Genomic DNA, 26,466 nt, shown 5'->3' with positions numbered 1-26,466 from the left:
TAGGAGAGACATTCCAATGGACGACCAGTCAAACGACGGAACCACTTGGTTCGATGCGGAGACCACGACCTTCGGAGATCGCGTCACCGGCGCGCGCGAGGCCGCAGGGCTGACACAGCCCGAATTGGCCAAGCGATTGGGCGTAAAAGTAAAGACGATCCGCGGCTGGGAAAACGACCAGTCCGAGCCTCGGGCCAACAAATTGGGCACCTTGTCTGGCATTCTGGGGGTGTCGATGATGTGGCTGCTGGCGGGGCAGGGTGAGGGGCTGGACAGCCCGGAATTGACCCAACCCGTGGATGCGGACGTTGAGAAAATCCTGATCGATCTGCGGCAGATGCGGCAGGAACAGGTCAACTTGGCCGAGCGGATGGGCCGGATAGAGAAGCGCCTGCGTGCCGCGCTTGGCAACCCATGAGCGAGCCGCGCGAAACCCGCCTGAAGCGCCTGCGCCTGCGGGCATGGCACCGGGGCATCAAGGAGATGGACCTGATCCTTGGCGGGTGGGCCGACCGCAATCTGGCCCAGGCCGATGATGCCACGCTGGATGCGTTTGAGGCGGTGATGGCCGAGTCTGACCACGACCTTTATCAGTGGGTTTCGGGGCAGGCTGAGGCACCGGCAGAGGTGTCTGAGATGGTCACTCGCATCGGTGAGGATATGCGACCAACTCTGGGGCGTGGGGCATAGCCTTCTTGTAAGGTGCTCAGATCAAATAATTTTTCTGGTTTAACGGAATGTTCGTGTTTTTCCCCGAATCTACGGAGAAAGCAGTGATTGCGGAGCCAAAAATTATGAGTATGCATGCGCCTCTTGCCTCGCCGACCCAAGCGGGTTTCTTGGCAGGCTATCTTGAATCCCTCGCGATGGTGGAGCGATTGCATCGGCTGCTCCTCGACGTGATAAAAGATGAATTCGAACGCTTGGGGGTGCTTGATATCAACGCCGTCCAAGCGCTGTTGTTGTTCAATATAGGCGACAATGAAGTCACCGCAGGGGAGCTGAAATCGCGCGGTTACTATCAGGGGTCCAACGTCAGCTATAACCTCAAGAAGTTGGTCGATATGGGCTACATGCATCACCAGAAGTGCGAGATTGACCGCCGCTCAGTCCGGGTGCGTCTGACGGAAAAGGGCCGCCATGTGCGTGACACCGTGGATGGCCTGTTTGAGCGCCATTCAGAAGGGCTTGAAAAGCAAGGCGTGCTAAACGCCGATGGCGTGGATCGGCTGAACCATTCCCTTAAGCGGATCGAACGCTTCTGGTCCGATCAAATTCGCTACATCTACTAGGGTCGCGCCCCGATGCTGCGCGCTTAGTTTGACTCAATTGGAGTAAGCGGCGGAAGCTCGGGCAGCGTGTATCCTGCCTCTGCCAAGGCGGGGCGGACCTGATTGTCGAGCGATCGGCGCACGATGGGGCCGCGAAAGTGTAGGACAATAACGCCGTCGGTATTGATAAAGAATGTCTCCGGCATCGCCACGACACCCCAATCCCGGCCATTGCGGGCGGCGGGATCGGCGCCGATCAGGTCGTAGGGGTTGCCCAGTTCTTCAAGGAACGACAGGGCCTGAACCTCTCGGTCACGATAGTTGACACCGTAAAGCGGCACGCCGGCCTCGGCCAAAGCGGTCAGGGTCGGGTGCTCGGCTCGGCAAGGGGGACACCAAGAGGCGAAAAAATTCAGGATGACCAGATCTTCGCCCTCTAGGGCATCGCGGGTCAGAAGCGGGGTTCCGGGCACCAGCTCCAGATCAAGAGGCGGGGCAGGGTGGCCTTCCTGCGGCGACGGCAGGGCTTGTGTGTCAATGCCCGCGGTTTGAGCGTCTTGATTGTTCATCAACTGCCAGCCGGCAATTCCGAAAAAGCTGGCGGTCAGCGCCAGCGGAAGGATCATTAACCAGTTGAGTTTCAAGACGGACGTCCCGATGCTTTGCGGGCCTCAACCTCGGCCAAGCGTCTTGCAACCCGACGCGAACGGGCCACGGAGGCAGCGATCAGCGCACAAAGGCATAATATCGTCCCACCGTAAGCTGCCAGAACCGGCACGGCATATTGTCCAAGATCAACCATCAAGCCATTTGCTCCTGTGCGATCAGAGCCTTCAGCCGTCGAGCGCGGATTTCAGTTCGAGTGCGAAACAGGACGAGCGCCACGAACAACAGGAAAAACCCGCCGATACAGGTCCACAGCGGATAGGCGAAAACATCGGCGACGTTTTCTTCGGCATCCATGCTCAGCGACGCGCCCTGATGCAGGCTCTGGTTCCAGAACAAGATCGCATAGCGCGAGATGACCGCGAACACCGTCCCCACAAGGCACAGGACCGAGGTCAGATCAGCCGCCGCATCGGGGTTTTCGACCGCCTCCCACAGGGCAATATAGCCCAGATAGAACAGGAACAGGATCAGGAACGCGGTCAAGCGCGGGTCCCATTCCCACCAAGTGCCCCACATTGGTTGGCCCCAAACCGCCCCGGTCAATAGGCCGATCAATGCGAAGACCATACCCACCGGCGCGGCCGCTTTGGCCGCCAAGGCGCTGACGTGATGGCGGCGCACAACCCAGATGATAGAGGCGACCAGCATCATGAACCAAGCCGAGGTCGCCATGATCGCGGCGGGCACATGGATGTAGATGATCTTGACCGTCGAGCCTTGGCGGAAGTCATTGGGAGTAAAGAAGAAACCCCAGATCAGCCCACCCACCAAAAACAGCGCGGCCAATGCAGAAATCCAAGGCAGAAGCGCCCCAGAGGTTGCCATGAACCGTCGCGGGTTCGCGTATTCCCAGATCGAGGACATGGGCGGAACATAGGCGGGGTGTCAGCGGGTCACAATGGGGCGTTCGGACGCAAAGCTAGCGCAGATTGACGCGGAGGGCGCTGGCCGCCGCGAAGGGCAAAATCGCGCAGGCTCCAAGGGTGATCCCGGCCAATAGAAACAGCGGCGCGGCGGCGTCCAACCCCTGCGCCCCGCGGGTCACCGTCAACGCCCCAAAGATCAGCGTCGGCACGTAAAGCGGCAGGACCAGCAACGACAGGAGGAGCCCGCCGCGCTTAATCCCTACGGTCAGTGCGGCCCCGAAGGTGCCGATGGCCGACAGGGCCGGGGTGCCCACCGCCAGAGAGGCTATTAACCAAGGATAAGCAGCGCCGGGCAGGTTCAGCAAAAGGGCCAGAACCGGGGCCACTGCCACCAGCGGCAAGCCGGTCGTCAGCCAATGGGCCAGCGCTTTCACGGCGGCGGCGGCCTCCAACGGTAGGGGGGAGGTGGCGATCAGGTCCAGCGTGCCATCCTCCCAATCCAGTTGAAAGATGCGGTCCAACGACAAAAGGCACGCCAGCAAGGCCCCAAGCCACAAAAGGCCTGCCGCAATCTCGGACAGGCGCGCGGTTTCCGGCCCAATCCCCAAGGGGACAAGGGCGGTGAAGACTAGGAAAAACGCAAGGCTTAGACCAAAGCCGCCCCCCGCCCGGAAGGCGAGAGTGAGGTCGCGCTTCAGCAATGCAATCACAACGCCTCTCCCAAGAACGGGTCATCGGCGAAGGGATCGCTTGCGGGAAGACCTTTGGCGATGAAGGGCGTGATGTCCAGGGTGCGCGCGGTCGGCAAGCCAAGGTCGATATGGGTGGCGATGATGGCCGCGCCGCCGTCGCGCAAATGCGCCTCTACGGCAGAGGCAAAGCGGGCGGTGTTCTCGGTATCAAGGGAGACTGTCGGTTCGTCCAGCGCCCAGATCGAGCGGCCCGTGACCAGGAGGCGGGCTAAGGACAGGCGGCGTTTCTGTCCGGCAGAAAGCTCTCCGGCAGGGCGATCAGCAAGAGGGTGCAGGGCGAAGGCAGCAAGGGCGGGTTCGATATCCGAGCGTCCAAATATCCCGGCCCAAAACATCAGATTTTCTTGCACGGAAAGCTGTGACTTCAATCCATCCGCATGGCCGGCATAGGCGATGGAGTCCTCTGCTTGGGTAATGGTGCCGGCAAGGGGCGGGGTCAGGCCCGCTAGGGTGCGCAGCAGGGTGGTTTTCCCCGCGCCATTGGGACCACGCAAGATAAGCGCCTCTCCTGCCGCGAGGGAAAAGGACACGCCCGCAAGGACTTGGGCAGGCCCACGGGCGCAGGCTAGATCGGTGACGGTTAAGACCATTCTCTTTCGGTAACGGGTTTGGTGCGAACGGGGAAGGGGGACAGAGGGGCACATGAGTTGCCTTTTTCCTTAAATCGCCCAATCGGATTGCTTATGGACCTTGGGGGTGCCGGAATGTATGCAATTGCATACAAAAATTGTCGCAGGGACCTTTTGACCGCTTGTTTACATGCGGCAGAGGTGGCACATGCACCCGTGACAAGACCTTCGCAGCACACACCGGACAGGAGCCGCTTTATGCCCATCACCGTTGGCCACGATTCATCCAAGACCCGAAAGACATTGACCGTCGGGGACCAGTCGGTCGCCTATTACTCGATCGCCGCCGCAGAGGCCGCCGGCCTTGGCGATTTCTCCAAACTGCCCGCCGCCCTGAAAGTGGTGCTGGAGAACATGCTGCGGTTTGAGGACGGCAAGACCGTTTCCGTGGACGACATTAAGGCGTTCAGCGAATGGGCAACCAAGGGCGGCAAGAACCCCCGCGAAATCGCCTACCGCCCCGCCCGCGTTTTGATGCAGGATTTCACCGGCGTTCCCGCCGTGGTTGACCTTGCCGCCATGCGTGATGGCATCAAGGCCCTGGGTGGTGATCCGCAAAAGATTAACCCCCTTAACCCTGTTGATCTGGTCATCGACCACTCGGTCATGATCGACGAATTCGGCAACCCGCGCGCGTTCCAGATGAACGTGGACCGCGAGTATGAGCGCAATATGGAGCGTTACACGTTCCTTAAGTGGGGCCAGACCGCGTTTAACAACTTCCGCGTTGTGCCCCCCGGCACCGGCATCTGCCACCAGGTGAACCTGGAATACCTGTCGCAGACCGTTTGGACCGATACGGACCAGTCCGGCGAAGAAGTCGCCTATCCTGACACGCTTGTGGGCACCGACAGCCACACGACAATGGTTAACGGCGCCGCCGTTCTGGGTTGGGGCGTTGGCGGGATCGAGGCTGAGGCCGCGATGCTGGGCCAGCCGATTTCCATGCTGATCCCTGAGGTCGTCGGCTTCGAGCTGACTGGCGCGATGATGGAAGGCACAACCGGCACCGACCTCGTGTTGAAAGTCGTTGAAATGCTGCGCGAACGCGGCGTTGTGGGCAAATTCGTGGAGTTCTACGGCAAGGGACTTGATAGCCTGCCGCTGGCCGACCGCGCGACGATCGCCAACATGGCGCCCGAATACGGCGCGACCTGTGGCTTCTTCCCGATCGACGGCGAAACCCTGCGCTACCTGCGCACCACGGGCCGGGACGAGGACCGCATCGCGCTGGTCGAAGCCTACGCCAAGGAGAACGGTTTCTGGCGCGGCGACGATTACGCGCCTGTCTACACCGACACGCTTCACCTTGACATGGGCACCATCGTGCCTGCGATCTCGGGCCCCAAACGGCCGCAGGATTACGTTGCCCTGACAGAAGCGTCCAAGGTCTTTGGCGAATACATTTCCGGCCAGCGCCCTGAATGGTCCGCCGACCAAGAAGACAAGGCAGAGTGGACCGACGAGGGGGGGCAACCAGCGCCCCGCACGATCCCCGGCGATGAGGGCAAGCACAAGCGCGCCAAAGTTGCGGGCGAAGACTACACGATCCACGACGGTACAATCGTCATCGCTTCGATCACGTCGTGCACAAACACGTCGAACCCCTACGTGATGATCGGCGCGGGCCTTGTGGCGCGCAAAGCGCGCGCATTGGGCCTGACGCGGAAGCCTTGGGTCAAAACATCTCTCGCGCCCGGCTCTCAGGTGGTTTCGGCCTATCTGGAAGCGGCTGAATTGCAGGACGATCTGGACGCCATCGGCTTCAACCTTGTCGGCTACGGTTGCACAACTTGCATCGGCAACTCCGGCCCGATCCAGAAAGAACTGTCGGACGCCGTGAACGCGGGTGACATCATTGCGACCTCCGTTTTGTCGGGCAACCGCAACTTTGAGGGCCGGATCAGCCCGGACGTTCGCGCCAACTATCTGGCATCGCCGCCGCTGGTTGTGGCCTATGCGCTGGCTGGTGACATGAATGTCGACCTGACCAAGGACTCGCTCGGCAAGGACAAGGACGGCAACGACGTTTACCTGAAGGACATCTGGCCCACGACGCAGGAAGTCGCGGAATTGGTCGAAAAGACAGTCACGCGCAAAGCCTTCCAAGAGAAGTACGCGTCGGTCTTTGAGGGCGACGAGAAGTGGCAGGGCGTCGAGGTTCCCAAGCAGGAAACCTACGATTGGCCAGCGGCGTCCACCTACATCCAGAACCCGCCTTACTTCCAAGGCATGACCATGGACACCAAGAAGATCGAGAACATCGAAGGCGCGAAAGTGCTGGCGTTGTTGGGTGACATGATCACGACGGACCACATCTCTCCTGCGGGCTCGTTCAAAGAAACGCACCCTGCCGGTCAGTATCTGGTGGAGCGTCAGGTGCCGGTGCGCGAGTTCAACTCTTACGGGTCGCGTCGTGGTAACCACGAAGTCATGATGCGCGGCACCTTCGCCAACATCCGCATCAAGAACGAGATGCTGGACGGCGTGGAAGGCGGCTACACACTTGGGCCAGACGGCAAGCAGACCTCGATCTTTGACGCGGCCATGGCCTACCAGGATGCTGGCACCCCGCTTGTCATCTTCGGTGGCGAGCAGTACGGCGCGGGGTCTTCCCGTGACTGGGCGGCGAAGGGCACAAACCTTCTGGGCGTCAAAGCCGTGATCGCGGAATCGTTCGAGCGTATTCACCGTTCCAACCTTGTGGGCATGGGCGTTATCCCGTTCGAGTTCACCGGTGGCGACACCCGCAAATCCCTTGGCCTGAAGGGGGATGAGACGGTGTCGATCCACGGGCTCGACAGTGTGACCCCGCTGGCCGAAGTGCCTGCAACGATCACCATGGGCGACGGTTCCGTGAAGGAAATCACGCTGAAGTGCCGGATCGATACAGGCGTCGAGATCGAGTACATCGAAAACGGCGGCGTTCTGCACTACGTGCTGCGCAACCTCGCGCGCGATCCCATCGCGGCGGAGTAAACGCCAATTATGGCAATACAGGCGGGGCTCCTTCGGGGGCCCCGTTTGCGTTTAGGAGGTTAGCGCTTCCGGATCATAGACATCACGCACCCATGCCTCAAACCCGATACCGGTGGCGGCATGGGCCTTGGCGTAGCTGTCGAGAAGCAGGTTAACCACGCCCGCGCGCCCAAAAGGGTTGTGCATGTATTTCATCGCCAGTTGTTCCCGTGCTTGCGCGAGGGGGACGCCTTTAAAGACATGCAGGTACACAATGGCCGCAAACCCCGTGCGATCCGCACCGGATTTACAGTGAATGACCATAGGTTTGGGGCTATCGCGCAGCGCGTCGAGCAGTTCCAGCAGTGCGGCCTTTCGGGGCAGTTGCACGGCCCTAAGGGCGATGGCGTGGAACTCCAGTCCCAAATCGGCGCAGATCGCCGCCTCGCGGACGCTGTGGGTCGAGTCCTTCCCACGCAGGCTGAGGATAGAAGCCGCCCCCATCTCTTGCAGTCGCGCAAGTCGGGCGGCACTGGGGTGATTGTGACGCCACACGTCATCATCGAGCTTATGGAAATTGCGCCAGAACGCCCGAAGAACCCCATGGTCTTTCAGCCAGTATTGGAACCACGTCGAAAGGGCGGAAAGGGGGGGCGTCGTCTGCGTCATGCACCCGGCGGTATCATGGGCGGGCTTACATGGTCCAGTGATCCTTATGCGGTGGGACTGGTGTGGTGCGAAAACATCTATGTCACATGATCTCGCGAACGCTTGATTGGCGTTCAGGGCAGGGATGACATAGCTGTTGCGAGACAGGACATTCAACGGATGACCAACCACATGACACATCGTTTCGGGATTCTCAGCGCGGCAGCACTTTCGGTGGTGTCTCTTGGCACGACCGCATCGGCGGATGAGCCTGTGGTGGTGGAGCTTTTCACCTCGCAGGGGTGCGTTTCCTGCCCCCCCGCCGATGCGTTTTTAGCTGAATTGGCCGAGCGTGATGACGTGATCGCCTTGGCGCTGCACGTGGACTACTGGGACTACATCGGCTGGCAGGATACCTTCGCGCAAGCGGCCTTCACGCAGCGCCAGCACGCCTATGGGCGTGCCGCCCACTCCACTGTGGTTTACACGCCGCAGATGGTGATCGGTGGCGTGGATCACGTGATTGGGACCCACGCGATGGAAGTGGCCGAAGCCATTGCCGCCCATCGCAATACGCCAGACCCCGTCTCGGTCGAGGCGACGCAAACCCCGAACGGTTGGCAAGTCCACGCGACCTGGGAGGGGCAGGGACAAGCCCCCGCCATGGTGGTGCAAGTCGTGACCTATTCCCCCGCCGAAGAGGTCGCGATCAGCCGGGGCGAAAACGCCGGTCTGTCGGTGCAATACCATAACATCGTGCGGTCTTGGCAGGTCGTGGCCGAATGGTCCGGCGCGGCTGAGTTTGAGGCGCAAGTCGTGCCGTCCAGCGACATCCCCCATGTGGTGATCGTTCAAGCCGCCTCCCATGGCCCGATTTTGGGCGCTGAGCGTCTGAACTAACGCGGCGCCTCTTGGGTGGCTTTGTCCGCGCGTTCGGGCTTCCACCGATTGTGAACCCAAAACCATTGTTCGGGCGCGGCATGAACCCGCGCGGAAAGGCTGTCGTTCAGGGTGCGGGTCATGGTCTTGGCATCGGAATGGGGGATCGGGGCTTCCAGCTCGACCGAGAAATCAAGGCCATTTTCCAAGCGCGTAGAATAGATAGGCACAAGCAAAGCGTTGTATTTCAACGCCATTTCCGCCGCCGCAAGGGAGGTCGGCGCAGGGACGCCCATGAAATCAAGGATCGTCCCACCGTAGAGGTATTGGTCGATCAGGATCGCCCCTTGCGCCCCGGAACGCAGATGCTTCACGAAGCCCGCAAGGCCGCGTCTGTCGCGGGTGAACGCGCCGCCGCCGACATCGTCAATCGTGGCGACATAATGGTCGTTGAGGTAGTCGTTATTGAGCGGACGGTAGAGCCCCCCCATCTGATACCCCCGCGCATTCAGCGCCGCGCGGCCCGCTTGGTAGTTGCCGTAGTGGCCCGAGATAAACAGGATCGGGCGACCCTGCGCACGGGCCGTCTCGCAAGCGCTCCAGCCGGGCCCGGTAGGCTGCCACGTGAGCGCACGGGTCATTTGATAGGGGGTGGCGTAGTTCTCCATCACCACACGGCCCACGTTGTCCAGAACGGCGCGGGTGATGCGGCGACGCTCTCGCAAGGGCATATCGGGATAGACCATTGCAAGGTTCGCATCGGCCTGACGCGAACGGCCCGTAAGCGGCCCCAAGATACTGCGAAACAGCCAGCCCATTGCCGCCACCCGTGTCCGGTGGGGCAAGCGCAGCGCGGCCCAGATCAGCCCGCGCCAAAGGCGATCAATGATCCAGTCGGACGTTGTGCGCCCGGGTCCGGGGGCGGGGGTGGACATAGGTTTAAGCTCCGGTGGCAGTGGCGCGCATTTCGCGGTGCCAGACATAGACACCAGCCCCAACGATCACAAGCGCACCCACAATGGTCGCCGTGTCGGGCACCTCGGAAAACAGGGTCAGTCCCCAGATGCTGGAAAAGACCACCCCCGAGTAGCCAAAGGGGGCCACAGCGCCTGCCTCGGCGATGGTGAGCGAGCGGATCAACAGGAATTGCCCCGCCGCGCCGATGATCCCGAACACAAGGAAGATGCCCCAATCCACGGGCGCCACAGGCTGCCATTGCGGCACCACAAGGCAGGTCGCGGCCAGGGTACCGATCAGGGCGGTGTAAAGGAAGGACGTCAGGATCGGTTCGTCGCGCCCCAGAAAACGTGTCGTCAAAGCGTAGGAGGCATAGCAGCACCCGGCCGCCAAGGGCAGAAGTGAGGACCACGTCATCACGTCCGAGCCGGGGCGAATGATGATAAGCGCCCCGGTCAGGGCGAGGGCGATGCCGATGATCCGCCGCGGGCCAAGGCGTTCGCGCAGGATCAGCGCGGCCCCAAGGGTCAATAGAACGGGGTGGATGTTCATCACCGCGGTCGCCGAGGCGATCTCCATGAAAGAGAGCGAGGTGAAAAAGCAGTAGGTCGCCGCAAAAAGGAATGCAGAGCGCAGTAATTGCAGGCCAAGGTGCTTTGTGCGGATCAAGCTAGGCAGACGCGGCAGCAGGAGGACGGCGACGATAAACATCTGCCCCGCGTAGCGCGCCCAGACCACTTGAAGGACGTCAAAGCGCCCCATCAGCATCTTGGCCGTGGCGTCCATCGTCGAGAATAAAAAGATCGCGGCCAGCATCAACAAGATGCCTTGGGCCGTGGGGGAACGTTCCTTCACCCCAGGTTCCGGGCGGCGGCGGCCTCTAGCGCGGGGCGCAATTGCTCGAACGGGTAGCCGTAGGAGGTGGCGAGCGCGATGATCTCGTCAACCGGAACATGACCGGCGGCGCCGAACGCCCATACCACCGTGCAGCGATTGCCCGAGGCGCAGTATCCCACAACGGGGCCTTCCGCATCGGCCAGCGCGTCGCGCTGCTCGTCCACATGATCCTGGGTCATGGTGTGGCCCTGGAAGGGGTTAAAGATGAAGTCGATCCCGTGGGCCTCGGCCTCGGCCTGCATGGCGGCGGCTTGGAGGGGGGCAGGGTTTTCCGCATCGGGGCGGTTACAGATAAGGGTTTTGACCCCCATGCTTGCCAAGGTGGCGACATCGGATGGGTCGATCTGGGGGGTGACGGAATAGGTGTCGGTGATCTTGCGAAGGTCCATAGGGCGTGTCCGTGCTAGATTGGGTTGCGCGCAACCTGCCTTAAACCGGCGCGAAGGGCCAGAGCTGTGCCTGCGCCAATGGGCAGCAGATGCGTGCCGGCGATTTTGGGGGTGCTGGTATCGGGGTTGAGAGGGGGCTCTGCCCCCGCCGCATCGAAGATGCGCCTCCCCCGGAGGTGTAAGGCCAAGGTGAATTGGGGGGGGCGTGGGCTAGCTAAGGAAAACGCCCAGAACAACGAACATCAGGCCGAGAACAGAGAGCAAGAGGGCCCCCATGTTGATGGCCACGATTTTTTGCAGCCGTTGGCGCATGGCGGCGTCGTCAAGCCCGGAGCGTTTGGCGGAGATGGCTTGAAAGATGCAATAGCCGAGCAGGCACAGGCCGATACACGCAAGGACGCTGCCAACTAATACCAACCAACCCATGATGAACCCTCTCGTCGTTTTGGGAGACACTAGTGATGTTGGCGCGGGCTGCAAGTCTTGCAGGCGCGGTGCGGCGCGGCTACGGAAGAGTTATCGAGAAGTCCGGTGAATTAACAAGGATCAGGCCCCATGGAAGACATGCAAGAAACCGACGCCCGCCCCGATAGCTACCGCGTAACAGCCGATGAACTACGCCAGTTCATTGAGCGGTTTGAGCGTTTGGAGGCGGAGAAAAAGGACATCGCGGAGCAACAGAAGGAAGTGATGGCCGAGGCGAAATCTCGGGGTTACGACACGAAGGTGATCCGCAAGGTCGTGGCGCTGCGCAAGCGAGAGCCCGATGATATCGCCGAGGAAGAGGCCGTTCTGGAGATGTACAAAGAAGCGCTTGGCATGAGCTAAGCGTCCGGCGCTTTGGGCAGGGGCAGCCATTGCCCCGCCCGCAACGCTGCCACATCGGCTTGCGTGTTGAGGCGCAGAAGGTTGGAGATGGCGCCGTGATGGCTGCGGTCCTGGGCTGTCAGCCAAGGAGAGAGTGCGTCTCTTGCGGCGTGGAGAACCTTTGTGAGTGCAAGGTTCATGGAAGGCGTCCCCCGCGGAACGGATGAAGTTGGGGCGGTCTGGCCGAGAGCGTGCAGGGTCGCGAAGGCGATGGCGGCACGATCTGGCATGGCGTGCAGCGCGGCAAAATCCTGGGGCGTGATCCTAAGGCAAAAGCGGCGATCTAAATGGCCCATATCAACGGGCACCTCGAGGACAAGGCCGGATGCGGTTTCGACCACCAGCGGCTTCCAGGCCCCAACATAATATAAATTAGGGTCCGCATTACCCAGTGCCCGCACCCAAAGCTGGCTTGGCGCGCCTCCTAGTTGCACCTTTCCGGCGTTTCTGAATCCTGTTTTCTGCAACACACGGCCGGAGGCAGGGTTGGCGGGCCGTGCCAAGCCGTGAAGATACGTCACCTTCAGGGAGACCTCTGCCAAGGTGACCAGGCTGTTAGTCAGGAGGCTTGCCCATCCTTTACCCTAGTCCTGCGGCGTAGGTGATAGGAAAGGTTCAGGCCCGGAAATTGCCGTCGAACTGACAAGCCGCACAGGCCGATCTTGGCGTCGCCGGCCATCACCACATAGCGCCCCAGACCGTGGCGTTCCCAATGGCTGAGGTTTTCGCCATGGTCCGCCGCAATGGCCGCTTCCGTCGGCAGCTTCGGGTCCGGCTTGTGGCTATGCATCTGAGGGGCGGCCATCAAGCTTTGGACGAACGCCAAATCCTCTGCCCTGATGCGCCGTGCCGTTAAATTGCCTGCGGTAAAGGCTTCCGGCGCGGGGGCAGGGCGGGTCTTCATGGGGTCAGAAGGTTCACACCGGGAATGCGGGCGATGACGTCCATATCTTCATCATAGCTTTGGGACATCTCGTCCATCAGCTCTGCCGTCCAGCCGGGCAGGTTGAGGGTTTCCTCAATCTCGGCGTCCTTTGCATAGCGCTCTAGAAAGGCGGCAAGGACACGGCGGCGCTGGGTCTCGGTCTCGGGCGGGTTCTGATCCAGCCAGCCACGCATCCGCCGGTAGCCTTCCTCCTCCATAATCGAGGCGGCGAGATCATCTATCCCGTCGAGCTCAGCGCCGGGGCCTACGCCGGCCATTTCGCGCAGGATCTCTCCCCACAGAAGCGGCGTATCTTCGTTGCACCATGTGGTGATGTGGCAATCGGGATGGGCCATTTGCAGGCGACGCAAGGTTTCAGACCACGCGACGGCGTGGGGCTGCATGTTTTCGGTAAACTCTTGAAAATCCGAGAAACGAGAGGCCTTGAACAGGGCAGGGATCAACGTGGCGGGATCGCGCATACCGATAAAGAACTCGATCTGCGCTTGAGGGAAAAGGGCGCGTAACCCCGTCGCGGCGCGCTCCACCATGGGCCAGATTTGCGCACCTTGGACCACAAGGCGGTTGATGCAGACAAAGCGCGGGTCCGACAGAACCAGGCGATCCACCTCGGCATCATCGACGATGGCGTCCAGCAAAGCGTCCTGCACATCCTCGCCCGCTGGCCGCCCCTTGAGCGCCCGTGCCGTATCGCGGATCACGGAGCGATAGCGCCCCGGGGTCGGCACCGAAATCCCCGCCTGCGCCAACCGCAGACGGTTCTTCAACAACGACATCATTAGCTGGTCTGCATCGGTGCAGGGTGCGCCGAGATGATAGACAACCTGCATGGTCTGATTTCTGCCCTGATCAGAGTTTTGAAGGAGTGTAACCCCAAGCGGCAACAGGGTGCAATTGCCCTTCGCAGCCCACCGGTGTTGGAGATCCGGGGCCGCGTCCCGCCAAGATCGGAAGATTTGAGCAATTTCTGTCGACCCAGAGGCGTTTTCCCCGTTGCCCGTCGCTGCAAAACCTTGCTATAGCGCGTCCCGTAGCCAATGCGCTGCATGTGCCCCTATAGCTCAGCTGGTAGAGCAACTGATTTGTAATCAGTAGGTCCGCGGTTCGAGTCCGTGTGGGGGCACCACTTTCCAATCCGAATATGGTCAGCCGCATCCGATATCGCGGCCCTTACTGGGGTCTTCCGATGCGGCGTTGAACGAAGGCATCCAGCCGCAACCGGTGAAATGGCCGCCGTTTTTCGGGGAGGCATCGCGCAGACGCAAAATAGGATGCTCCCGGATGTTTCAGAGCGATGCCATACGACGCACGGGCAAGCCGACGCGACAGTGGGCGAAACAATGGTCACTGGGCTTGGCTTGCGGGAATTCGGGCCCTCCCAGTTGCGTCTACCACCGCGCCGATAATCCTAGCTGTTTGCGCGCGGTAGCAGCGGTGGGGAACGTTCAAACCGTCAAGCCTCGTGCACGGTCATGGGGTCGTTTCGCGACAAATCAAAAGCCGCAATGGATTGACTAATTTTTGGCTCATTGCGCGATGGTGTGACCGGTGACGAGCGTTCGGCAACCTCCCATGAAGAACCGTATCGGCCGAACTTGCGCCGCGCATAGAATCCTATGGGGGGAGGGAAGGGCGGATGTAAGTGATTTACGGTTTTCGACCTCTCGTATGGGAACGGGGATCGAAGAGTTTTTGCTAAGGCATTGAATAACATATGAAATATGAAATCATACTGGCTGTGCTCGACGATAGTTGACAGGTTAATTAAATGAAGATTAACATGTTAAATTAATTGGTGGGCCGGGAGGGCCGATCGGTTCGGCCATGGCCAGATTTGGGAGGAGAACACTATGAATAGGAATATCCGCAACATAACTTTCGGGGCGTTCGTCACGCTCAGCGTGGGCGCTTCCGGCGTCTATGCTCAAAGTGCCGGGCAGTTTGCTCTTGGTTTGCCCGGTGGGGCAGGGCCGACTGATGTTCCGACAATTCTGGCGATGGAGAGCTTTGCCGCAGACGGAATGGAAACGAGCACGATTGAGTTCGATTCTCCCGACATCCAGACGCAAGCGCTTCTGAACGGCGATATCCAAGTGGCGCTGATGGGGCCGGCCACTGTCTTTGCGGCGAACGCTGCGGGGGCCGATTTGCGGATGATCGCGCCAAACAACTCGATTGACCTGATGGTGGTGGCCGGGGCGGATATCGCCACGTGCGAGGACCTAGATGGTGAATTGGTTGCCTATCATTCTGCGGGATCCACCAGCACAGCGCATTTGCGCAAGTACCTCGAAGACACATGTCCCGATGCATCCCCCAATTTTGTTGTAATCTCGGGCTCGTCCAACCGAGCGGCGGCGCTTTTGGAAGGTCAGATCGCGGGCACGATTGTTCGTTTGGAAGACTGGCTGGCCGTCACCGGCGGCAACGATGAACGGGTGCATGTGCTGGCGATGCTGTCCGAGGCGCAAGCGACACTGCTGACCTCGACTATTGTGGTTACTGCCAGCACCCTTGAAGAGAACCGCCCGCAGTTGGAAGGCTACCTTGCCACACTGCAAGACCAGTACGCAGCCGCCTACGAGGACCCTGCGGCCTACGCTGCTCTCGCGCTGCCGCATCTTGCCGGTGCCACCCAAGAGAGCATGGAAATGGTTTTCGGTGCGCTTGCAGAGGCCAACCTGTTCCCCACCGACATGTCCTTTAGCGAAGTACAGGTGATCGATACGCTTACCTTCTACGAGAATGCTGACCGTATCGACGCCGGGGCGCTTTCTGCTGCCGACGTTGCGGACTTCTCGTTCTCGTCGAACTAGGAGAACCTCGTGGTGATATCTGCACCAACTGGGGTTGAGGCTCAGGCTTCAACCCCACGCCAAGTTTCGGTTCTGGAGTTGCGCGGCAGGCTTGGCTTGGGGGGGACGATTGTCAGCCGAGTGGTTGCTTTCATCGTCTTTGCGCTTTTGTGGGAAGTTTCGGCAACGGCGGCGGATTCAATCCTGATCCCGACATTCAGGGAAACTCTCGCCGCCCTTTACGAGACGATGTTTCTTACAGGAGAGATCTGGCCCGCCCTGTGGGTGAGCAATATCCCCCTCATAATGGGATACGCGATTGCCATAGCCATATCCGTCCCCTTGGGGCTGATGATGGCCCGATGGAAAACCGTGGATCGGGCGCTTAGCCCCATTACAGCACTCGCCTTGGCACTTCCGATCTCGCCGCTGATACCTATCGTTCTGGTTGCCCTCGGCTTTGGGCTCGCGCCCAAGGTTGTGATTATCGTCCTGTTTTCGTGGGTTTTCATAACCACCAACGTCCGGGCGGGTGCCCGCATGGTCGATAAGTCACTGGTCGAGATGGCGCGTAGTCTGGGGGCGAGTGAACGCCAGGTCTGGTTCCGCATCTTGATCCCCGGCGCCATTCCAGCGGTTTTCGCGGGGCTACGTATCGGATTGGGCCGGGCCTTTGCCGGGATGGTGATCGTCGAATTGATCATGCTGCCAGTCGGTATTGGGGCGCTCCTGCTCGACTACCGAGGAGATTTCGAGGCGGCACTGCTCTACGCGACAACGATCCTTGTGGTCATCGAAGCTGTGGCCTTGGCAATTTTAATGCAGGCGCTCGAACGCCATTTGATTAGGTGGAAGTGACGACATGGGAATGATCAACGTAGCATCTGTGACGCACCGTTATGGCGCGCCGGGGCGGGAACAGACCTTGGCTTTGTCAGAGGTGAACTTGGAGGTCGAGAAGAATGAATTCGTGACCCTTCTTGGCCCATCGGGCTGCGGCAAGACCACTCTAATGCGCGCGATCGGCGGGCTGGTGACGCCATCTCAGGGGAAAATCACCGTTAATGGGCGTGCGGTGTCCGGCCCCAACCAAGATTGTGCGATCGTATTCCAGAGCTTTGCCCTGATGCCTTGGGCCACTGTCTTGCAGAACGTGGCATTCGGATTGGAAATGCGCGGCGTTGAGAAGGCGGGGCGAATGGAAAAGGCCATGGCCGGGATCGAATTGGTCGGCCTGAAGGGATTTGAGAACAAATACCCAAAAGAGCTATCCGGTGGCATGCAGCAACGGGTCGGCCTTGCCCGCGCGCTGGTGATCTCGACACCGATCATGCTGATGGATGAACCCTTCGGCGCCTTGGACCATCAAACACGGCGATACATGCAGGAAGAGCTGCTACGCATTTGGCAGCAAGATCAGCGCACCGTCGTTTTCGTCACCCACGATATGGAAGAGGCGATCCTGTTGGGCGACAAGGTTGTGCTGATGTCCAACCGCCCCGGTCGCATTGAAGAGGTGATCGACGTGAGCTTCACCCGTCCCCGTGACCCGGAAGAAGTAGAGCGCTTGCCTGAGTTCACGGAGCTCAAGGAATACCTCTGGAACCGTCTGAAACAAATGCATGAAATGAGCATGGCATGAGTAGTGCTTCGCCAAATATGCCCGACGCAACAGCGGCCCCGACACCGTTCCGCGATGGTATGACATATCTCTTCACCAACTGGGGCGGGCTTTTCGGGATCGCATTGATCTGGGAAATCGCGGGGCAATTGATTGATTTACGCTGGTTGCCGCCGTTTTCCTCTGTGGTCGTCAGGCTCTTTGGGATGGTGTTCTCAGGCGAGATCACCCCGCATCTTCTGGGCAGTTTGGGGTCGCTGGCGATCGGTTTCTCCATTGCGCTGGTGATCGGATTGACGGTCGGCTTGTTGATGGGGTTATTCACTTGGGTAAACACGGCGCTTGACGTCTATGTGAATGCCTTACTTTTCACGCCGGGCTTGATATTCGCCCCAATTCTCTTCGCGATTTTCGGCCTGTCCTACGCCACGCGCGTCAGCGTCGTGGTGATCTATGCCGTCTTCATCATTATCATCAACACGGCCGCCGCAATCCGAAATGTCGATCAACCCTTGCTGGAAATGGCAGCCTCTTACGGGGCCAGCCGGACCTCTGCCCTATGGCGCATCGTGTTGCCCGCTGCTTTTCCGCTTATCGTGGCAGGCATTCGCATGGGCGTCGGCCGTGCCGTCAAAGGCATGGTCAACGGTGAGATTTTCATCTCTCTCGTCGGGATCGGCGGCCAAGCGGCCCGGTTTGGTAACCAGTTTGACTTCGTCTCTGTCTGGGCAATTTCCCTGTTCATCATGTGCTTGGCTGTCACGATCAACCAGACCGTAAGTCTCACAGAGCGCCGATTGACAGCATGGGTGGATTAACGAAGGCCGCAACCTAGGTTTCTTTGCGGTGTCAGGTTGTGTGACGCGCAACGGTTGGGCCGTTCACTTGGAAAAAATGCAGCAAAATGCTACGGCAACGCGCCGAGGGTCCGAGCTTGGCCAGCAGAGAAAACAATAGCGAGGCCAAAGCATGGGCATGTCGAACGTAGAGCGCGAAAGAAAGATGGCCGAAACGCTTGCCCGTACGCAGCGCACGCTTCCCATCGCTCTGTTGCGGGTTCGGGAGGCGGTTATGGACCGCCTGCGTCCCGTCCTAAGCGGCTATGGCATCAGCGAAGCGCAATGGCGGGTGTTGCGGGTGTTGCAGGAAATCGGCCACGCCGACGCCTCGCAACTCGCTCAACAGGCCTGCATCTCGCCACCGTCCTTGACGCGTATCCTAAGAAATCTGGCTGAACGCGATTTTCTTTCCATAGAGAAAGACAAAGCCGACGGGCGGCGTACGGTGATTGAGTTGTCACCAGATGGAGAGGCCCTAATTGTCAAGTTGACGCCGCCGGTCACCCAAATCCACATGGACATCGAAGCCAGACTGGATGCCGAAAGGGTCGAGAATTTCTTAAATGAACTTGAATACTTCCACACGGCCCTAAGCGCCCCCAGCCAATAATTCTAGACTGATGCTTGGGCAGGTGATGGCGCGCCATGTGGGCGGCTTTACCTAAGGGAACTATGGCAGAGACTTTTGCCGCGATAGCCGGTATACTGAGGGCCATAGATCGTTGCGCGGATTTTACGCGCCATCTTTATTGTACTGACTATTTTACCAAAAAAAGTTGGAAGGATTTCCTTTGTCTCGTTGTTTTCTCACCGTTGCTGGCATTGCTTTCTTCGCCGCGCCCGTCTTCGCCCAAGAGGTTGACCCCGCCCGATCCGCTGAGTTTGTCTCGGCGCTGGAAGCGCATGGTTGCGTGCTGTCGCAAGCGGATACACAGAATTTCGTGCTCTCCAATGGCTTTGCCGATGCTCGTGAAACCCAAGGGATCGTCGGGGCGCTGATTGCCGCAGGCACGGCGCGCACCGAAGGGGCTAACTTGATTTTGGAAAGCCCCAATTGTGCGAACGGGGCGGCGCAGGCGATACCGCAACCCGTTCCTGTTCCCGTTCCTACGCCGCAACCTGCGCCTGCACCGCAACCGGTCCCCGTGCAAACCCCGCAGCCCGTCCCGGTTCCGGTTCCCCAAGCCACGGCCACACTGGCGCTTTGCCCGTCAAACGCGCTGTCGCTGTCCGACAACATTCAATGCGCTTGCCCGGCGGGGGCGGCCAGTGGCTCGCTCTGGGGAACGGGGATCTATACCGCAGACAGCAGCATTTGTGCGGCGGCCCTTCATGGGGGCGCGATCTCTGCCAATGGGGGCAACATCAATGTCTTCCTCAGCGGACGGCTAGAGGCTTTCGCAGGATCATCGCAAAATGGCGTTACTTCCAGTGAATGGGGCGCCTACGATCGCAGCTTCACTGTTTCCCCGATGCAAGCCGCCGCAGCCCCTGCGCCGCAGCCGGTGCCGGTACCCGTGCCGCAAACCGCCAACGCTTGTCCAACGTTTGAGCAGATGGGCCAAACCTACACCATGACCGGTGACCAGCTTTATAGCCCGCACTCCCTGACGCTTCAGGCCGGCGGCTCTACCGATATTAGCGGTTGCAACGTCGGCGGCGTGGGCTTTGCCAACGCGGTACCGCATCTGTCCATAGGCCTGTCCGGGATGGAGGCCTATGGCCGTCTGGAGATCGAGGTGGATGCCCAATGCGACACCACTTTGCTGGTGAATACGCCGACTGCGCAATGGGTCTTTGACGATGACAGCGGCGGCAATTTCCAACCCCTGTTGAACCTGCCGTCCTCTGCGGCGCTGAACGGGAGGCTCGATATCTGGGTCGGCACCTACAACGGCTCTGCCTGTGCCGCCACGATCGAGCTAGAGACCTGGCACGGCTAAACGCCTCGCACCATCAGCGGTATGAACGAAAAAGGCCCGAGGGTGAGAACCTTCGGGCCTTTGTTAATGGCGAACGTCACAAAGCGCGGGCCTAGCTGTTGCGGCCACGCCCCTCAAACCGCGGCAACATGGCCGAGAAGTCTCGTCCCATGCCGTCCTCATCCTCTACGAACTTCTGATAAAGCGCCAAGGCGGCGGCCCCCATAGGCGTGTCCGCATCAGCAGCTTCTGCGGCGGCTTGGGCAAGGCCCAGATCCTTCAGCATCAATTCGGCCGCGAAACCGGGCTGATAGTCGTTGTCGGCCGGGCTCGCGGGGCCAACGCCGGGGGCAGGGCAGTAGGCGTTCATCGTCCAGCTATAGCCGCTGGAGGTGGAGACCACGTCAAACATGGATTGCCGCGCCAGCCCCAACTTGTCGGCCATGGCGAAGGCCTCGCAAGTGGCGATCATGGTGACGCCCAAGATCATGTTGTTGCAGATCTTTGCCGCTTGTCCGTTGCCCGCAGGCCCGCACAACACGGCCTTTTGGCCCATGATATCAAACAGCGGCGTGACCGTTGCGAAGGCGTCCTCTCCGCCGCCGACCATAAAGGTCAACGTGCCGCCCGCCGCGCCGCCAATGCCGCCCGATACAGGGGCGTCCAGCCACCCAAGGCCCGCCGCCTCGGCGGAAATGGCAACCTCACGCGCCGCGTCCACTTCCACGGTAGAGCAATCGACGAACACCGCGCCGGGGCGCATCTGGGGGATGACCTCGGCGGCAACCGCGCGCAGGATGGCTCCGTTCGGCAGCATGGTGATAACAACATCCGCGCCCTTGGCCGCCTCCGCGCCGCTGGCAACAGCGGTCACGCCCTCAGGCGCATCGGCGATGGTGTCGAACCCCATTACCTCATGTCCGGCCTTGGCCAGATTAGTCGCCATGGGCGCGCCCATGTTTCCAAGCCCGATAAACCCAATCCGCATCACGTCATCCTCCATTCATCTGGCCCAAGGGGCCGCAACATGGCTGCCACCTCCACCAGAGCCACATCCTTCGCGGCGCTATGTTTCCATGTCGGCGATCTGTCCTTGTCGATGATCGCCGCCCGAATGCCTTCCAGAAAATCCCCGTGCTCCATGGCGCGGGCGGTAAAGCGATACTCATGCTGCAGCGCCCTCACGATATCGTCGTGCATCCTTGCGCGGTGCACCAACTCAAGCGTGCATGCCATCGCGAGAGGAGAGTTCCGCCCCATCATCTTCAACGCCTTGTCGCCAAACTCCGATGGCGCATGGGCGATGTCCACCAAGACATCTCGCAACCCTTCGCCCCCGAACAGATGGTCAATCTCAGCCTGCTGCGCGGCCAGCTCGCTTTTCGGTGGCGTTTGCGCGGCCCGGTCCACCGCCTCCCAATCTCCGTTCAATAGCTCAGCTTTCAACGCATCCCATTCGGCTTCCGGTACGAAATAATCGGCAAACTCTGCGTGGATCGCGTCCCCCGGACCCATGCGCGAGGCCGTCAGCCCAAGATATTCCCCAAGCCGTCCCGGCGCGCGCGACAGCAACAATGTCCCGCCCACGTCAGGGACCAACCCGATCCCCACTTCCGGCATCGCTACCCGCGAGCTCTCGCCCACAATCCGGTGGGATCCGTGGCAGCCAATGCCAACACCGCCGCCCATCGTAAACCCATGTAAAAACGCTACCACCGGCTTGGGAAACGCAAACATCTTGGCGTTCATCCGGTATTCATCGGCCCAAAACTTGCGCCCATAGGCAAAGTCCCCGGCCACACCCGTCTCGTACATCTCCTGAATGTCGCCGCCCGCGCAAAAGGCCCGCTCTCCTTCGGCGTCGATCATCACCAAAGTGACCGCATCGTCCTCGGCCCAGGCATCCAGCGCCGCCTCTATCTCCAAACACATCTGGTAACTCAGCGCGTTCAACGCTTTGGGCCGCGTCAGGGTGATCCGCCCGGCGCGCCCCTCAATGCGGATGTCAATGTCCTCACTCATTGGGCGCTCCCCCCCTGCTTCACCTTTTCACAAATATCGAATCCCGCAGCCGCCACGCAGCGCAACCTCACCCGCGATCCGCCAACATCTGCCGCGAGACAATCATCCGCATGATCTCGTTAGTGCCCTCAAGGATCTGGTGAACCCTCAGGTCTCGTACGATCTTCTCGATCCCGTAATCGGCCAAGTACCCATAGCCCCCGTGCAATTGCAGGCACTGATCCGCAATCCGTGACCCGGCCTCGGTGCAGAATTTCTTGGCCATCGCGCAGGCCTTGGTCGCGTCCGGCGCCTCAGTGTCCAACTTCCATGCCGCTTGCCGCAGAAAGACCCTTGCCGCCTCCAACTCAATCTCCATGTCCGCCAACCGGAACTGGAGCGCCTGGAACTGGTCAATACTCTGCCCAAAGGCCTTGCGCTCACCCATATAGGTCAACGTCGCCCGCAGCGCCGCCGCGGCGCCGCCAAGGGAGCAAGCCGCAATGTTCAACCGCCCCCCATCAAGCCCCGCCATCGCATAGCGAAAGCCCTTGCCCTCGTCGCCCAAGAGGTTGCCCGCGGGCACGGCGCAATCGTCCATCTGCACGGCCCTTGTGGGCTGGGACCGCCAGCCCATCTTGTCTTCCAACCCGCCATAAGACAGCCCCTCGGTGCCGTCCTCGATAATCACCGCCGAAATCCCGCGCGGCCCGTCCTCCCCGGTGCGGCACATCACGACATAGGCGTCAGAATATCCTCCCCCGGAAATGAACGCCTTGGTGCCGTTCAGCCTGTAGCCATCGTCAGTACGCTCGGCGCGGGTCTTCAACGCTGCTGCATCCGAGCCTGATCCCGGCTCTGTCAGGCAATACGACAGCACCGTCTCCATGGTCAGCGCCTTGGGCAGGAACTTCGCCTTCACCTCGTCCGAGCCGAATTTCTCGATCATCTTGGCGCACATATTGTGGATCGACAAAAACGCCGCGACCGAGGCGCAGGATTCCGACAACGCCTCAAACACCAGCGTCGCCTCCAGCCGTGACAGGCCCGAGCCGCCGTTCTCTTCACTTACGTAGAGCCCGGCAAATCCCAGTTCTGCCAGCTTGGGCCAAATGGACTTCGGAATTTCCTCTGCGCGTTCCCAGGCATGGGCGTGGGGGGCGATTTCTGCCTCTCCGAACGCGCGGGCCATATCGTAGATGGCCTGCGCCTCTTCGCTCAGTGCAAATTCCATGTCATCCCTCCCAAGATCCGAATTGAACGCCCGTTTAATTAACGAGTGTTACATGAATATTGCAACCTCACACCCGGCGTTTCGCCAATAGCAACAAGATCAGCCCCAAAGTGGCTGGCACTGCCTGCACAAACAAGATCCTAGGCGAGACCGTCAGGGCACCAAATACGCCCGCGACCAGCACGAACCCAAGAAAGCAGATCCCCACATTGATCCGCCAAACGCTGTCGCGGATCAGCAGGGACCAGATCAAGCCCGCTGCCAAGAAGGCGTTGTATAGCCCCTGATTGGCGGCCATGGCGGTGGTCGGCTCAAATAATTCCCGGGGCAGGGTGGCGAAAACAACCGGGCCCCTCGTGGTCCAGGCGAAGATCTCAAACCAGGCAATGTAAAGGTGCAAGGCGGCGATCAGGGCAATAACAAGGGCGGCGGCTCTGTACATGGTGGCTCTCCAAAAAATCGCGCCACGATGATCGCCAGCGCGCGGCGATGTCGCCTGCGCATCGGCCTATCCCCACCGCCGCGCCCCGTCAAATCTGCGGTTTCACGGATCACCGATCATTTTCCGTTGGTCCGGTTTTCCGCAGTCGCGTGGAAAGGGGACATCGGGCAGAACGTCCCCATCAGTCCCACATTTTCGGGACACATTTGAACGAACCACATTTAAGGACCCATTATTATGAACCGTCGCTCCTTCCTCACCGCTTCCCTTCTTGCCGCTCCTTCGATCATGACCCTCTCCAGTCTTCCCGCCCTCGCAGGCTCTACCGGCTCCACCCTGATCGAGGCCGCGGGCCTCTCAGCCTCGGGCACTGTGGACATTCCGGGCTTCGGCGCGGGGGGCAACGGTTTGGTCAATATGGCCTTCACGTCCGGCCCCAATATCAACGCCCAATTCGGCCCCGCCGCTGTGTCCCGGGTGATGGGGGCCGCCTCCGGTGATCGCTTCGGCGTGGTATTCAATGGCTACAATGGCTCCGACACCCACCGCACCGAATGGATACTGGACGGCGCCTCAGCCGCGGGTGCCCATGGCCGCTTCCGTGTCGATGGCGGGCTGGAGGCCGACGCCTCCGCCGTCATCGGCGGCGACCAATACCAAGGTGCCGGCGTTGCCGCGATGATCATGGCGGCCCTCTCTGCGGGCTCCACTCTGCGTGGCTCTTCGGCCAGCTTGGTTCAAGCCCTCGTGCGCCCCCAAACCGCCCCCGCAGGCATGGCCTTCGGCCTCGAAGTGACCGTGCGCGCTGTCTGATCCGCGCACGCGGCCCTCGGCCCCTTTGGGCCGGGGGCTTTTTGCCAATAGGGTAAGGCTATCCAGCCCCTTCTACCGCTCCCGGTAAGGTTTCCCGCAATACCGCCGCTCTCACGCGCCAGCTACAACTAGGACAACGCTTTAAAGGAGACACTGCCATGCTCATCCGCTCAATCCTCACCGTTGCTGTCCTTGCCTCTTTCGTCTTTGGCGCCGCCGCGAACGCCTCTCCCCGGGCGCCTGCCTCAAACCTGACGGCCCAGATCGACGGTATCGCTGCCCCGGTGAGCGATGGCTTTGCCTCTGCCGGTGGCCTCGGCTCCGTGCGCCGCTAACTTAATTCCTGACGACCTCCCTGTTGGACTTGCCCCTCGGACCTCCCTCCGAGGGGTTCTTTTTTGCGCCAAGCCCCGAAAGCCACCGTCCCCCAATTCCTCGTTCTTAAAATATCCCGGGGTATGCGCATCTTCAGATGCGCAAAAGGGGCAGCGCCCCTTCCTCTTAAACATATAAAAAGAGGGGCCCACTGGGGGCCCCTCACTATTTTCAAACGGTGATCCGTTTGCTTATTCCATGACAGGAATGGTGAACTCGCCGCCCTCTTTGATGCCCGAGGGCCAGCGCGACGTGACTGTCTTGGTCTTGGTGTAGAACTTGAACGCATCGGGGCCGTGCTGGTTCAGGTCGCCAAAGGCCGATTTCTTCCAGCCGCCGAAGGTGTGGTAGGCCAGTGGCACGGGGATTGGCACGTTGATGCCGACCATGCCCACGTTGACCCGAGAGGCAAAGTCCCGCGCCGCGTCGCCGTCGCGGGTGAAGATCGCGGTGCCGTTGCCATACTCGTTATCCATCGCCAGCTTCAGCGCTTCCTCGTAGGACCCTGCGCGGACTGTGCTCAGGACCGGGCCAAAGATCTCTTGCTTGTAGATGTCCATATCAGGTGTCACCCGGTCAAACAGGTGTGGGCCGACAAAGAAGCCGTCCTCATAACCCTGCAAGCTGAAGTCACGACCGTCCACGACCAGTTCCGCCCCTTGATCCACGCCGGTTTGCACCAGCCGCAGGATGTTTTCCTTGGCCATAGGCGTCACGACAGGGCCGTAGTCCACATCGTTGCCGGAGGTATATGGGCCAACTTTCAGCGCTTCGATCTTCGGCACCAGCTTCTCGATCAGACGATCCGCGGTTTCCTCACCCACAGGCACAGCAACAGAAATGGCCATACACCGCTCGCCCGCGGCACCGTAACCAGCACCCACCAGCGCGTCGGCTGCCTGGTCCATATCGGCGTCAGGCATGATGATCATGTGGTTCTTCGCGCCGCCAAAGCACTGCACGCGCTTGCCGTTGGAACAGCCACGACCGTAGATATATTCCGCAATCGGGGTCGAGCCGACAAAGCCCACAGCCGAGATGGTCTCGTTATCCAGGATCGCATCAACGCTTTCCTTATCGCCGTTGATGACCTGCAAGACACCATCGGGCAGACCGGCTTCCTGCAACAGCTCGGCCAGCATCATCGGCACCGATGGATCACGCTCGGACGGCTTCAGGATGAAGGCGTTACCGCACACAAGGGCAGGGGCCATCTTCCACAAAGGGATCATCGCGGGGAAGTTGAAGGGCGTGATGCCAGCAGCCACGCCCACGGGCTGACGCATGGAATACATGTCGATGCCGGGGCCCGCGCCGTCGGTGAATTCGCCTTTCAGGTGGTGGGGCGCGCCGATGCAGAATTCCACAACCTCAAGACCACGCTGAACGTCGCCTTTGGCGTCAGGGATGGTCTTGCCGTGCTCGCGCGACAGCGCCTCGGCCAGCTTTTCCATGTCGCGGTGCAGCAGGCTGACGAAGGCCATCATAACCCGTGCGCGACGTTGGGGGTTGGTGGCGGCCCATTTGACCTGCGCTTGCGCGGCGTCTGCCACAGCCGCGTCCAGTTCCGCCTTTGAAGCCAGCGCCACCTTGGCCTGCACTTCGCCCGTGGCAGGGTTCCACACGTCCTGTGTGCGGCCTGATGTGCCCGCGACGTGTTTGCCGTTAATCCAGTGACCAATCTGTTGCATCTGTC

At 60.5% G+C, this 26,466-nt stretch carries 32 protein-coding genes and 1 tRNA gene; 15 read left to right on the top strand and 18 right to left on the bottom strand.

From position 1 onward, the window contains the following. Window positions 1-16 precede the first annotated feature (16 nt). From K3728_11635 to K3728_11625, 3 genes are all read left to right on the top strand, one after another. Window positions 17-418, top strand: a complete 402-nt coding sequence (locus tag K3728_11635) for a helix-turn-helix domain-containing protein (GenBank protein ID UWQ94371.1) — start codon at window positions 17-19, stop codon at window positions 416-418. Beyond that, window positions 415-690, top strand: coding sequence for a succinate dehydrogenase assembly factor 2 (locus K3728_11630; GenBank protein UWQ94370.1), 276 nt, complete (start codon window positions 415-417; stop codon window positions 688-690). Before K3728_11635 ends, K3728_11630 begins: the two co-directional genes overlap by 4 nt. 104 nt (window positions 691-794) lie before the next feature. Then, complete coding sequence (locus tag K3728_11625; protein UWQ94369.1) at window positions 795-1,292, top strand: winged helix DNA-binding protein; 498 nt, start codon at window positions 795-797, stop codon at window positions 1,290-1,292. A 23-nt stretch (window positions 1,293-1,315) separates the two neighbouring features. Here K3728_11625 and K3728_11620 read toward each other — a convergent pair whose 3' ends face one another. Genes K3728_11620 through ccmA form a run of 5 tightly spaced genes read right to left on the bottom strand, consistent with a single transcriptional unit; the run spans window position 1,316 to window position 4,148 of the window. Further along, window positions 1,316-1,897, bottom strand: a complete 582-nt coding sequence (locus K3728_11620; GenBank protein UWQ94368.1) for a DsbE family thiol:disulfide interchange protein — start codon at window positions 1,895-1,897, stop codon at window positions 1,316-1,318. Window positions 1,898-1,911: 14 nt separating this feature from the next. Continuing rightward, entirely contained in the window at window positions 1,912-2,076 is a 165-nt protein-coding gene (gene ccmD, locus K3728_11615) for a heme exporter protein CcmD (GenBank protein UWQ94367.1), read from the bottom strand. After that, window positions 2,073-2,804: a heme ABC transporter permease gene (locus K3728_11610; GenBank protein UWQ94366.1), complete on the bottom strand. Its 732-nt coding sequence runs from the start codon at window positions 2,802-2,804 to the stop codon at window positions 2,073-2,075. The genes ccmD and K3728_11610 overlap by 4 nt, the downstream gene beginning before the upstream one ends. 55 nt (window positions 2,805-2,859) lie before the next feature. Further along, window positions 2,860-3,516, bottom strand: coding sequence for a heme exporter protein CcmB (gene ccmB, locus K3728_11605; protein UWQ94365.1), 657 nt, complete (start codon window positions 3,514-3,516; stop codon window positions 2,860-2,862). Then, a complete protein-coding gene (gene ccmA / locus K3728_11600) occupies window positions 3,513-4,148 on the bottom strand; it encodes a heme ABC exporter ATP-binding protein CcmA (protein ID UWQ94364.1) in 636 nt (211 codons plus the stop codon). Before ccmA ends, ccmB begins: the two co-directional genes overlap by 4 nt. A gap of 237 nt (window positions 4,149-4,385) precedes the next feature. On the opposite strand from ccmA, the gene acnA reads away from it, so the two are divergent. Continuing rightward, on the top strand, window positions 4,386-7,166 hold the full coding sequence (acnA, locus tag K3728_11595; GenBank protein ID UWQ94363.1) for an aconitate hydratase AcnA: 2,781 nt from the start codon (window positions 4,386-4,388) through the stop codon (window positions 7,164-7,166). A gap of 51 nt (window positions 7,167-7,217) precedes the next feature. Here acnA and K3728_11590 read toward each other — a convergent pair whose 3' ends face one another. After that, window positions 7,218-7,814, bottom strand: coding sequence for a tyrosine-protein phosphatase (locus K3728_11590; protein ID UWQ94362.1), 597 nt, complete (start codon window positions 7,812-7,814; stop codon window positions 7,218-7,220). Between the two features lie 171 nt (window positions 7,815-7,985). Here K3728_11590 and K3728_11585 point away from each other — a divergent pair, with 171 nt between their 5' ends. Continuing rightward, on the top strand, window positions 7,986-8,693 hold the full coding sequence (locus K3728_11585; GenBank protein UWQ94361.1) for a DUF1223 domain-containing protein: 708 nt from the start codon (window positions 7,986-7,988) through the stop codon (window positions 8,691-8,693). Here the strand turns inward: K3728_11585 and K3728_11580 are convergent. From K3728_11580 to K3728_11565, 4 genes are all read right to left on the bottom strand, one after another. Further along, window positions 8,690-9,607, bottom strand: coding sequence for a lysophospholipid acyltransferase family protein (locus K3728_11580; protein UWQ94360.1), 918 nt, complete (start codon window positions 9,605-9,607; stop codon window positions 8,690-8,692). The genes K3728_11585 and K3728_11580 overlap by 4 nt on opposite strands. Window positions 9,608-9,611: 4 nt before the next feature. Further along, window positions 9,612-10,484, bottom strand: coding sequence for a DMT family transporter (locus tag K3728_11575; protein UWQ94359.1), 873 nt, complete (start codon window positions 10,482-10,484; stop codon window positions 9,612-9,614). Continuing rightward, window positions 10,481-10,915, bottom strand: coding sequence for a TIGR01244 family phosphatase (locus tag K3728_11570; protein ID UWQ94358.1), 435 nt, complete (start codon window positions 10,913-10,915; stop codon window positions 10,481-10,483). Before K3728_11570 ends, K3728_11575 begins: the two co-directional genes overlap by 4 nt. 210 nt (window positions 10,916-11,125) lie before the next feature. Next, complete coding sequence (locus K3728_11565; protein UWQ94357.1) at window positions 11,126-11,341, bottom strand: hypothetical protein; 216 nt, start codon at window positions 11,339-11,341, stop codon at window positions 11,126-11,128. A 129-nt stretch (window positions 11,342-11,470) separates the two neighbouring features. On the opposite strand from K3728_11565, the gene K3728_11560 reads away from it, so the two are divergent. Further along, window positions 11,471-11,743, top strand: coding sequence for a DUF2312 domain-containing protein (locus K3728_11560; GenBank protein ID UWQ94356.1), 273 nt, complete (start codon window positions 11,471-11,473; stop codon window positions 11,741-11,743). On the opposite strand, the gene K3728_11555 is transcribed toward K3728_11560, so the two are convergent. The 3 genes from K3728_11555 to K3728_11545 form a co-directional block, all read right to left on the bottom strand. Beyond that, the gene (locus K3728_11555; protein UWQ94355.1) at window positions 11,740-11,922 is read right to left on the bottom strand and encodes a hypothetical protein; all 183 of its coding nucleotides are present in this window, start codon (window positions 11,920-11,922) and stop codon (window positions 11,740-11,742) included. The two genes, K3728_11560 and K3728_11555, sit on opposite strands and share 4 nt — an antisense overlap. Window positions 11,923-12,341: 419 nt before the next feature. Continuing rightward, complete coding sequence (locus K3728_11550; protein UWQ94354.1) at window positions 12,342-12,686, bottom strand: hypothetical protein; 345 nt, start codon at window positions 12,684-12,686, stop codon at window positions 12,342-12,344. Beyond that, window positions 12,683-13,558 (bottom strand): hypothetical protein, encoded by an 876-nt coding sequence (locus tag K3728_11545; GenBank protein UWQ94353.1) that lies wholly within the window; start codon window positions 13,556-13,558, stop codon window positions 12,683-12,685. Before K3728_11545 ends, K3728_11550 begins: the two co-directional genes overlap by 4 nt. A 220-nt stretch (window positions 13,559-13,778) precedes the next feature. Here K3728_11545 and K3728_11540 point away from each other — a divergent pair. The 7 genes from K3728_11540 to K3728_11510 all read left to right on the top strand — a co-directional run bounded on the left by K3728_11540 (window position 13,779) and on the right by K3728_11510 (window position 19,926). After that, a tRNA-Thr gene (locus tag K3728_11540) sits at window positions 13,779-13,854 on the top strand. Between the two features lie 724 nt (window positions 13,855-14,578). Next, entirely contained in the window at window positions 14,579-15,544 is a 966-nt protein-coding gene (locus K3728_11535) for an ABC transporter substrate-binding protein (GenBank protein ID UWQ94352.1), read from the top strand. A gap of 12 nt (window positions 15,545-15,556) precedes the next feature. Further along, window positions 15,557-16,381 (top strand): ABC transporter permease subunit, encoded by an 825-nt coding sequence (locus K3728_11530; GenBank protein UWQ94351.1) that lies wholly within the window; start codon window positions 15,557-15,559, stop codon window positions 16,379-16,381. 4 nt (window positions 16,382-16,385) lie between these two features. Continuing rightward, window positions 16,386-17,165 carry an ABC transporter ATP-binding protein gene (locus K3728_11525; protein ID UWQ94350.1) on the top strand — a complete coding sequence of 260 codons (780 nt, stop codon included), beginning with the start codon at window positions 16,386-16,388 and terminating at the stop codon, window positions 17,163-17,165. Between the two features lie 17 nt (window positions 17,166-17,182). Beyond that, on the top strand, window positions 17,183-17,962 hold the full coding sequence (locus K3728_11520) for an ABC transporter permease subunit (protein UWQ94349.1): 780 nt from the start codon (window positions 17,183-17,185) through the stop codon (window positions 17,960-17,962). A 151-nt stretch (window positions 17,963-18,113) separates the two neighbouring features. Beyond that, the gene (hpaR, locus tag K3728_11515; GenBank protein UWQ94348.1) at window positions 18,114-18,593 is read left to right on the top strand and encodes a homoprotocatechuate degradation operon regulator HpaR; all 480 of its coding nucleotides are present in this window, start codon (window positions 18,114-18,116) and stop codon (window positions 18,591-18,593) included. Window positions 18,594-18,774: 181 nt separating this feature from the next. Continuing rightward, on the top strand, window positions 18,775-19,926 hold the full coding sequence (locus K3728_11510; protein ID UWQ94347.1) for a hypothetical protein: 1,152 nt from the start codon (window positions 18,775-18,777) through the stop codon (window positions 19,924-19,926). Window positions 19,927-20,017: 91 nt separating this feature from the next. Here K3728_11510 and mmsB read toward each other — a convergent pair whose 3' ends face one another. The 4 genes from mmsB to K3728_11490 all read right to left on the bottom strand — a co-directional run bounded on the left by mmsB (window position 20,018) and on the right by K3728_11490 (window position 23,582). Beyond that, window positions 20,018-20,893, bottom strand: coding sequence for a 3-hydroxyisobutyrate dehydrogenase (gene mmsB, locus K3728_11505; GenBank protein UWQ97533.1), 876 nt, complete (start codon window positions 20,891-20,893; stop codon window positions 20,018-20,020). After that, a complete protein-coding gene (locus K3728_11500; GenBank protein ID UWQ94346.1) occupies window positions 20,893-21,927 on the bottom strand; it encodes an enoyl-CoA hydratase/isomerase family protein in 1,035 nt (344 codons plus the stop codon). Before K3728_11500 ends, mmsB begins: the two co-directional genes overlap by 1 nt. Window positions 21,928-21,994: 67 nt before the next feature. Continuing rightward, complete coding sequence (locus tag K3728_11495) at window positions 21,995-23,140, bottom strand: acyl-CoA dehydrogenase family protein (protein ID UWQ94345.1); 1,146 nt, start codon at window positions 23,138-23,140, stop codon at window positions 21,995-21,997. A 67-nt stretch (window positions 23,141-23,207) separates the two neighbouring features. Next, on the bottom strand, window positions 23,208-23,582 hold the full coding sequence (locus K3728_11490; protein ID UWQ94344.1) for a DUF1304 domain-containing protein: 375 nt from the start codon (window positions 23,580-23,582) through the stop codon (window positions 23,208-23,210). A gap of 237 nt (window positions 23,583-23,819) precedes the next feature. Here K3728_11490 and K3728_11485 point away from each other — a divergent pair, with 237 nt between their 5' ends. Next, window positions 23,820-24,395: a hypothetical protein gene (locus K3728_11485; GenBank protein ID UWQ94343.1), complete on the top strand. Its 576-nt coding sequence runs from the start codon at window positions 23,820-23,822 to the stop codon at window positions 24,393-24,395. 158 nt (window positions 24,396-24,553) lie between these two features. Next, window positions 24,554-24,730, top strand: coding sequence for a hypothetical protein (locus K3728_11480; GenBank protein UWQ94342.1), 177 nt, complete (start codon window positions 24,554-24,556; stop codon window positions 24,728-24,730). Between the two features lie 231 nt (window positions 24,731-24,961). On the opposite strand, the gene K3728_11475 is transcribed toward K3728_11480, so the two are convergent. Continuing rightward, window positions 24,962-26,461 (bottom strand): CoA-acylating methylmalonate-semialdehyde dehydrogenase, encoded by a 1,500-nt coding sequence (locus K3728_11475; protein UWQ94341.1) that lies wholly within the window; start codon window positions 26,459-26,461, stop codon window positions 24,962-24,964. Between the last annotated feature and the right edge of the window lie 5 nt (window positions 26,462-26,466).

The sequence above is a fragment of the Rhodobacteraceae bacterium M385 genome, from assembly GCA_025141835.1.
GTDB lineage: Bacteria > Pseudomonadota > Alphaproteobacteria > Rhodobacterales > Rhodobacteraceae > Gymnodinialimonas.
Note: the sequence above shows the minus strand (reverse complement) of the source record. Positions and strands in the feature narration are given on the sequence as shown.